This is a genomic window from Paenibacillus plantarum, assembly GCF_013141695.1.
GTDB classification, from domain to species: domain Bacteria; phylum Bacillota; class Bacilli; order Paenibacillales; family NBRC-103111; genus Paenibacillus_E; species Paenibacillus_E plantarum.
Genome location: NZ_WHNY01000075.1, coordinates 885192 through 893004 on the forward strand (window position 1 = coordinate 885192; position 7813 = coordinate 893004).

At 42.6% G+C, this 7813-nt stretch carries 4 protein-coding genes and 2 pseudogenes; 1 reads left to right on the forward strand and 5 read right to left on the reverse strand.

Annotated features, from left to right (window positions below; all coding sequences use genetic code 11):
* Positions 1-7: 7 nt before the first annotated feature.
* A complete protein-coding gene (locus GC096_RS32285; RefSeq protein ID WP_171636127.1) occupies positions 8-1450 on the reverse strand; it encodes a carboxylesterase/lipase family protein in 1443 nt (480 codons plus the stop codon).
* A gap of 100 nt (positions 1451-1550) precedes the next feature.
* Between GC096_RS32285 and GC096_RS32290 the strand changes: the two genes are divergently transcribed.
* On the forward strand, positions 1551-2429 hold the full coding sequence (locus GC096_RS32290; protein ID WP_171636129.1) for a LysR family transcriptional regulator: 879 nt from the start codon (positions 1551-1553) through the stop codon (positions 2427-2429).
* A 478-nt stretch (positions 2430-2907) separates the two neighbouring features.
* Here the strand turns inward: GC096_RS32290 and GC096_RS32295 are convergent, their stop codons facing one another.
* From GC096_RS32295 to ltrA, 4 genes and pseudogenes are all read right to left on the reverse strand, one after another.
* Positions 2908-3186, reverse strand: coding sequence for a hypothetical protein (locus tag GC096_RS32295; protein WP_171636131.1), 279 nt, complete (start codon positions 3184-3186; stop codon positions 2908-2910).
* Positions 3187-3632: 446 nt separating this feature from the next.
* A pseudogene (locus GC096_RS39595) lies at positions 3633-4902 on the reverse strand (IS110 family RNA-guided transposase).
* A gap of 225 nt (positions 4903-5127) precedes the next feature.
* Positions 5128-5331: a hypothetical protein gene (locus GC096_RS32305; RefSeq protein ID WP_171636133.1), complete on the reverse strand. Its 204-nt coding sequence runs from the start codon at positions 5329-5331 to the stop codon at positions 5128-5130.
* A gap of 227 nt (positions 5332-5558) precedes the next feature.
* Positions 5559-7391, reverse strand: a pseudogene (ltrA, locus tag GC096_RS32310) (group II intron reverse transcriptase/maturase).
* Between the last annotated feature and the right edge of the window lie 422 nt (positions 7392-7813).

Consider the following 7813-nt stretch of genomic DNA (forward strand, 5'->3'; position numbering starts at 1 on the left):
TAGCGTATTACAGGACGAAAACCTGCGAAGGAACGTCTTTTATAGGCTGACTAGAAATAATCTGGCACTCATCATCAAAAATCATGGTTTTACGCTCCATAAGATCAAACTTAGGCCAATGCACATCGTCTACTTCCGGATTAGCGAAGTTCATGAATGAAACCCATGCTTGGTGCATGCGATCAACTAACCTCTCGATCTCTTGCGGTCTCGTCGGGAGTTTCCAGATCAATGACATTTCTGCCCCATGGGCAGCACCCATCGGTCCCTTGCTGCAATCAAATCGGTACAGCCAAACAGGAACATCGTTCACTGCAAGAGCCTCTGCAAGTTGAACAACTGCGTATCCATATAGATAGTTAGTCAATGTTTCAATTGCAGCTTGTTCCCTCGTCGCTTGAGTGCTGGAATCTTCATATGCTTGTAGAACCTCCCCACTATTTCTCCCAAATAAAGCTTGAATTTTAGGTTTCTCAAAAATGCTTAAACCTTCTAATTGAACCTGAACTAGAGCCTCTTCCCTATTGGAACCGATTAAAATAGGTACTGAATTCGCTTCACCCATTTGAAAAGATTCTAGTGGAGGTCTTACAATCGTTTTGCCGTCAATCACAGGTCCAAACTTATGAAGTCCAGTTATTCCTCCAGTGAAAATCGATTGCGCCTCTAACAGCTCGGAAACCGGCAGCTCCAAGAGAATATCCCCTTGATCTTTGGAGATATTTAGAGCATCAAGAAATTGATTAGTAATTTCAGATGCCGTATTAAAATCTCGTATTGATTGGACGCCTCCGCTCTGAATAATAGCCCTTTGGAATAATCCCTTTGCATCTGGAACGCAGAGAAGTGAGGAAACCAATTTCGCTCCAGCCGAATGCCCCATAACAGTAACTCGAGTAGGATCTCCCCCAAATCTCGAAATATGTTGTTGAACCCAGCGTAAGGCTGCGACGATGTCCAACAATCCGCAATTACCAGAACCTCTGTATGCTTCACCCAATACATCACCTAATTCCAAAAAACCTAACGCACCCATTCTATAATTGATCGTTACACTAACGATTCCATTCTCAGCAAATACCGAGCTGTCATGTAGTGACCCTGCTCCCATAACAAAGGCTCCGCCATGGATCCAAACGACAACAGGACGCTTTCGATCATCACAGGCAGGCGTCCATATATTCAAATACAAGCAATCTTCTGACTGCTCTTCCATGATTGGGAATACAAGCTGTCTAACTTGTGGAGCTATTTTGCCAAACTTCGACGCATTCAAAATACCTTCCCATGGTTGTACCGGTTCAGGAGCCTTAAATCTTAGTTCCTTGACAGGCGGGCAAGCATATGGAATGCCTTTGAATATATGTAATCCATTCTCTTGAATACCTTCAAGTTGTCCATCACTAATTGAAACTACCAATTGGACACGTCCCTTCTTCAACGTAGACATACACTTCCTTGCTGTTTCATTTTATTACCAAATCATATATAGTGTAAAATATATATATTTATATATCTTATATAACCATATGTATATATACAGGAGGACTATGGAGTTATCTCAGTTAAAATATTTTAGACACACAGCCCGAACAGAGAATATCACCAGATCAGCGGCTGAACTGCATATTTCACAACCGGCTCTAAGTAAAATGATCGTTACCTTGGAAAAAGACTTAGGTGTAAAGCTGTTTAACCGGGAAGGAAAACACATCAAGTTAAACCACCATGGGGCTGTTTTTTTGAAATACGTGGAAATAGCTCTAGGTGCTTTAGAGGATGGACGGAAAGAACTCGAAGATGCCATCGGGCGAACGGTTGGGACACTCAACATAAGCTTTGACGTAGCCTCTCAATTGATGCCTGATTTGTTGAAAGAGTTTCGTGACTGCTATCCAGAGGTTATTTTTCATCTCTTGCAGCATGCCAGAAATCCTACTCAAACAAAATTCGATTTTTGTATCACTTCATCTCTAGTTGGACCAAGTGGAACTGAAAAAAAAGCGCTGCTCAAGGAAGAAATTTTTCTCGCTGTACCTGAGACACATCCTCTTGTTTCCAAAAATAGTGTCCACCTCTCTAATTTTGCAGAAGAGGGATTTATCGCTCTGAAACAAGGAAGCAGTTTGCGTGAGACAACCGATGCCTTGTGCGCACTCGCCGGATTCAAGCCACGCATTATATTTGAAAGTGACGATCCTGCAACGGTGCGCGGATTGATTCGGGCAGGTCAAGGAATAGCGTTCGTTCCTGCTATCACTTGGAAAGGCGCTACTGACTCCTCCGTTGTTTTGCTTCATGTTAAACACCCTGTATGCACGCGTATTATCGAGTTGCACTGGATGAAGGATAGCTATCTTTCCATTGCAGCCCAAGCATTTCAACAGTTCACGATAGATTATTTCTCAAGATTGGTTCATTCTCCCTAAAAAGTTGGGTAGGACAGACGAGTTATTTTTCGTCTGTCCTTTACTTATCATATGCATGGCCTCATACACACCTGGACCTTCAGCACCTGCGTCAAAATAAGTGATGCCTCCGCCCTCTGTTCCGCACGGGGTCGCTATGACTTCTCTCGTATCCGTAATATTCAGCACTAAATCACAATTGTACATTTTAAGGCAGAAGTGTACCTATCCACGCTCAGAATTTATCTTATATAATCGGTCGTGTGCAAGTACCGTAACGCCTACTTAAAGAAATAATAATAAACCTTACGATTTCTCGTATGGCCTAATTATTTACTTATGTTCCATCATAACTAATGAACTAATTTTCTATCCCGAAATCGTAATAAAATGGGTTGTCTTTCACGTTACTTAATTGAAAACAGGGAGCAGCTGCCACGGCAGTCTGCTCCCTGTTTATTGTGCAATCGTTCACTCTTAGCTTAACACGGGGGAGGTGCTACTTCCCCGAAGCAATAGCAGTAATAATTCGAATAACTTGGTATATCATAAATGAGGCGAATACAAGGACAGAAATAGTAGCAAATATTCTCTGAGGATTTTTATACCACTTTGGAAAATGGTCGATCCTTTTGGGTACTTGGAAACCCGAAACAATATCGACATGTTTGATTACATCGTTAAAGTGAGCCCTATCTTCAAGGGAACTCGTTTCGGTTTTATTCTCAGTAAGATGAAGCGTCTCGTCATTAAATGGATTATAGGAAGTATTTTTCATTTTAGACCTCCTCAAATTTCACTAAGTGACAGGAAGGAACTAATAAACTAATCTCCCTCTATGGAGAAACGCTTTGCTCTTAAATACTCTCGTTTTCTCAGTTTTTGACTATCAATACTTTTTAGCAGATTTAAATGGTATGAAGTTGTAGAGGAAGAATTTTATAGATATGCTGAGGGGCAAAAAACTGTTCACCCAAACCACCCGCTGTAAAAAGTGGATACTGAGGTAATGTATGGTTGCACCTATGGATCTCCACATGAGCTCATGGCGGTCAACCCTCCCACATCTCGCAGTCTACGCTCCCACATTCCTTCATTCAACCTGTCCATGAGGTGAAGGTCAGATATGCTGCCCGACAGGATCTCTTCGTCCGTATGTTAACGTCGTTCCGACTCATCCGTGCTTCTGGTTATACTTACTTAAGTCGTTATTTCTGAATATCATTAGTTAAATAGCTTGTGGCAACTCTTCAAAACGAGAATATCTTGTATCATCTTTTCTTCACTAAACTCATGTCCCTTTTTCAATATCCCAAACAGGATTCGAATTAGTTTATTACATAGCGCAATAAGCGATTGCATCTTCTTAAGAGGATTCACTTTTCGTCTCGTGTAATACTCATGCAAGGCCTTGAAGGCTGCGTTTTTGGCGACTAACGGCATCATCACTCGAAAGAGCAAAGCACAAAGGTGTTTATGACCTCGCTTGGTTATCTTCGTCTGTCCGGTGTGTGTACCTGATGAGTTTGTTTTTAAGTTCAACCCAGCGAGCTTTGTGATCTGCTTGGGATGACGGTACTGACCAACGTCGCCTACCTCAGCTAGAAAACCTGCAATGGTGTCCCTACCGATCCCTATTATGGCCAACAATAGTTGTACATATAGGATCTGCATGAGCAGTTCATCTAACTTTGCCCCCAGTTCTTCAAGCTTATTTTGAAACCATTCGTACTGAGTCAGCAGTAACATTAACTCTATTTCAGCTAACTCCGAACCTTCTCGTATGCAGACAGAACGGCTCGCAGCAGCCTTCAAACTCTTGATTCAACCTAGACCAAGCCCGCGCTTTGCAGCTTTTCTCAAACTGGTTGTATCCGACACGTGAACAAGTTCATGCGGCAGTAGATGAAGGTTTAGCATTTGAATGGCAGATTTGAATTCCCAATCTTTAGAAACTCTGGGAAATACCGATCTAACCAGTTATGGGCACGTGCTTGCACAACACAAAAGTCAGTTGTTAGGTGTTCGCGAATTTTCATCACTTCCCGCAGTTCGGCATAAATCCCCTTAGGAAGACTCGCTACAGCGTATCTACCGTTCTTGACCAGCTGTGCGATCACTTTCGCATCTTTAATGTCATTCTTTGCTGGAGAATTGTCATCTAGTTCTTTACTTTTTTTCACGTGCAGTGGATTCACCACACCATATTTCACTTGCTTTTCTTTTAGAAAATGAGCAAGGTTCAGCCAGTAGTGGCCCGTTGGTTCCATGCCAACGATAACGTCTTGGAGCCCTTGTTCCATTGAAATCTCCTGGAACCAACTCATGAACATCTCAAAGCCTTCTCTATTGTTTTCAAACTTTATTGGCTTCCCGAACTCGACTCCGCGGAAGTCTTGTGCACGAGCCACATGTTTGAATTTTGCGATGTCGACTCCGATAATTAAGTAGAATAAGTGATTTGATTAATTCTTTCATTTTGAGTAGAATGCATGTTGTAGTCTCCTTGATATTGTTATTGGATCTATCGCTGGCCAGCATCTGGGATCCATAAACATCATACCAAGGAGTCTTTTTATTTCTCAAACCTCATATTTCCTCATAATAGGAATGCTGCCCGTTCGTATTCATCAGCTTACTAATTATTCGGTAGCCTTCTTGTATTGATGCTATCGTTTCCCGTGAAGGGAAACGAAAATATACATTTCTAGGTGAAGTTCTATTCGTTAGGGTTTTTAAATGGAAAAATCTGAAACATCTCTGCTAACATCCTGCCGGCTAGCTTCGCATCAATTTTATTTTCTTCTTTTGAAATTACTTGTTCTAACAGAACCCATCTTGGGAGATCTTCGCCTTGATTTTCTAAATCATAATCCCCACCTGCAGGGTAATCTAATCTATACAATACGCTTTTCAAACTCATTCTTGAAAACTAATCTCCTTATAGCTTATGAGGCTGCCACTCGTTTTGCGGTGGGAGCCTCATTTTGTAGTTTATTGAAGTAATGGTAACAATAGGTAAGCATTTGATGTGATCTCCAACTTTTCCCCTGCTCCACACGGAGCGTACGAGTTTCCCAGTACTCCGCGTTCCCTCTAACTGAATTTACTAAATCATAATTTCCTCGTTACTCATTGATTTGGGATATGTTAAAATGGTCCTAATGCATACTTTTCACGGTATTTGTTGATCTGAACTATCATCAATTCCGTTAAACCAAGTTTAGTCGTGAGTACGTCAATCGTCTCTTTTTGTGTTTGAAGAATTAGTTGCCCGACCTCCTTGTGGAGAATGCGCATGTTGTTAAACTTGTCGGTTCCACCTGCGTGGGGCGGGATATAGTGGTGGCAATGAACATCGGGTGCGAAGAGATACATGCCTGTAATTTCGCATTTACCCAACTTCATGCTGTACCGACTAATCCGATTATCCATGTATTCAACACTTTGATTCAGGATACTAGATTTCGATAGGAGGTAAATTTCCCGACGTAAATCTGGTCGAAGTTTTTTGTATATTAGTTCTCTGCCTGCTGTGGTAAAGAGTGACAGCCCTGTACTAAAGCCCATCGTATTCTTTGTTTTCACGTTGGCAAGAGGATATAAATAAACATCCGCAATTTTGAAAGTCCTGTAACCCAAAGCTGTAAAATTTACTGTACGTTGGCGGTGGGTTTGCAGGATGCTCGTATTTCCCGATTTGTTTGAGACGATTGTACATGAAAGCTCGCAGATCGTAGGCAAGACGTGAGAACGCAACACTTACATGTGTTGCCCGATTAAAATAATTGTGAATTCTTCTAAAACAAAGCTGTTAAACCGTGCGGCGTTTAGAGCCGTTGGCGAATACCTCATTTTGAGAATGTACTTCCTGGCTTCGCTTTTGATTTTCTGCTTTTTACTCGCTTTGATGCCCGTAAGCGCTACTCGTTTTTGATCCTTTTTGTTCGCCCGGATTGTAAAACCAAGGAACTCCGACTCTCGTTTTCGCAGATTGATAATTTGCGATTTCTCTGGTGAGATGTCGAGTTTCAGGCGGTCTTTGAGATACAGAGTTACCGCATGATACCATCTCTGGGCGGACTTCCAATCGCGACAAATGATTTTGAAGTCATCGGCGTAACGCACCAGATAGCCTTCTTTCAGATTTGAGCGTATTTTCGCGCGCCTTTCTCCGTCCCTAGATTTGAAAGGTTGTGTCAGCGGAAAGAGTTCCCATTGACCGGCCACCCAGTGATCGAGGTCGTTCAGTACAATATTCGAGAGCAGTGTTGACAGCAAGCCCCCTTGAGGTACCCCTTTTAAAGGTATTCCTTCCCCCTCGATTTCAGCTTTTAGCATTTTAGAGATGCAGGCTAGGACCCTTCTATCTCGAATGCCCATGTTCCAAAGTTGCTTCAAAAGTAGCGTATGGTTGACGTTGTCGAAGAAACCCAAAATGTCGATGTCTACTACATAATGCATCGAAGCCTGATTGATGAGAAATTGGACTCTTGCCATGGCATCGTGTGTCGATCGGAGGGGTCTGAATCCGTAGCTGTGGTTGTAGAATTTGGCTTCAGCTATGGGCTCAAGGACTTGCTTGAAGCACTGTTGAATGATTCGGTCGAGGATGCATGGGATGCCAAGCGGTCTCATTTTGCCGTTATCTTTTTCGATGAGTTTCCGTCTGACATTCTTGGGACGATAGTTTTGCAGTCTGTTTTGGATTTCACTCACTAATTCGTTTTCGGGGCGTTGTTCGATGTCTTTGATGGTTAGTCCATCTGTTCCTGGTGTCTTTGATCCTTTATTGGACTTCATCGTACGGTAAGCCAACAAGATGTTTTCTCTGGATGTGACGATTTCATAGAGATGTGAGAAGGTTTCTTTGTTTGCTGATCTTTCGTGCAGATCCGTAAAAGATTCCGTCATGCCGTAATACTCCCAATTTCGTAAAGCTTGCACTGTGGCATCCCTCCTGACGAAGTGATGTCCCCACATTCCTACCAGATCGGTGCAATTCACGCATGGAAAATGATCGTTCTTTTCAATTAGACTTGGGGCTGTTCCTCCGCCTCCATTACAGAGGTTTCATCAGTCGTGCCCCTGCCCTCACAAGGATAAATTCATTTCGGCATACGCCTTATTGCAACCGTTTCGGGTAACAGCCCTTGTAGCAACGTCCCTTGTTTTCCAAGTCCCTTACAGCCTAGCTATCTTTTCTGAACTTAGGTGCTTCCTCTAAGCCTGTGAGATTGATGCCACCATTGTTCGGCATAGCGTATTTCATAGGGAAAAGTTTACTTTACGCAACTCACCCCATCGTTTGATGGTACATACGTTTCCGCATGCTCTAACTGTAGACCTGTACATTCGGAAGTTCGTCAGTTCGCTTCTGCGCGAACATTCTCACCGTATTCAGT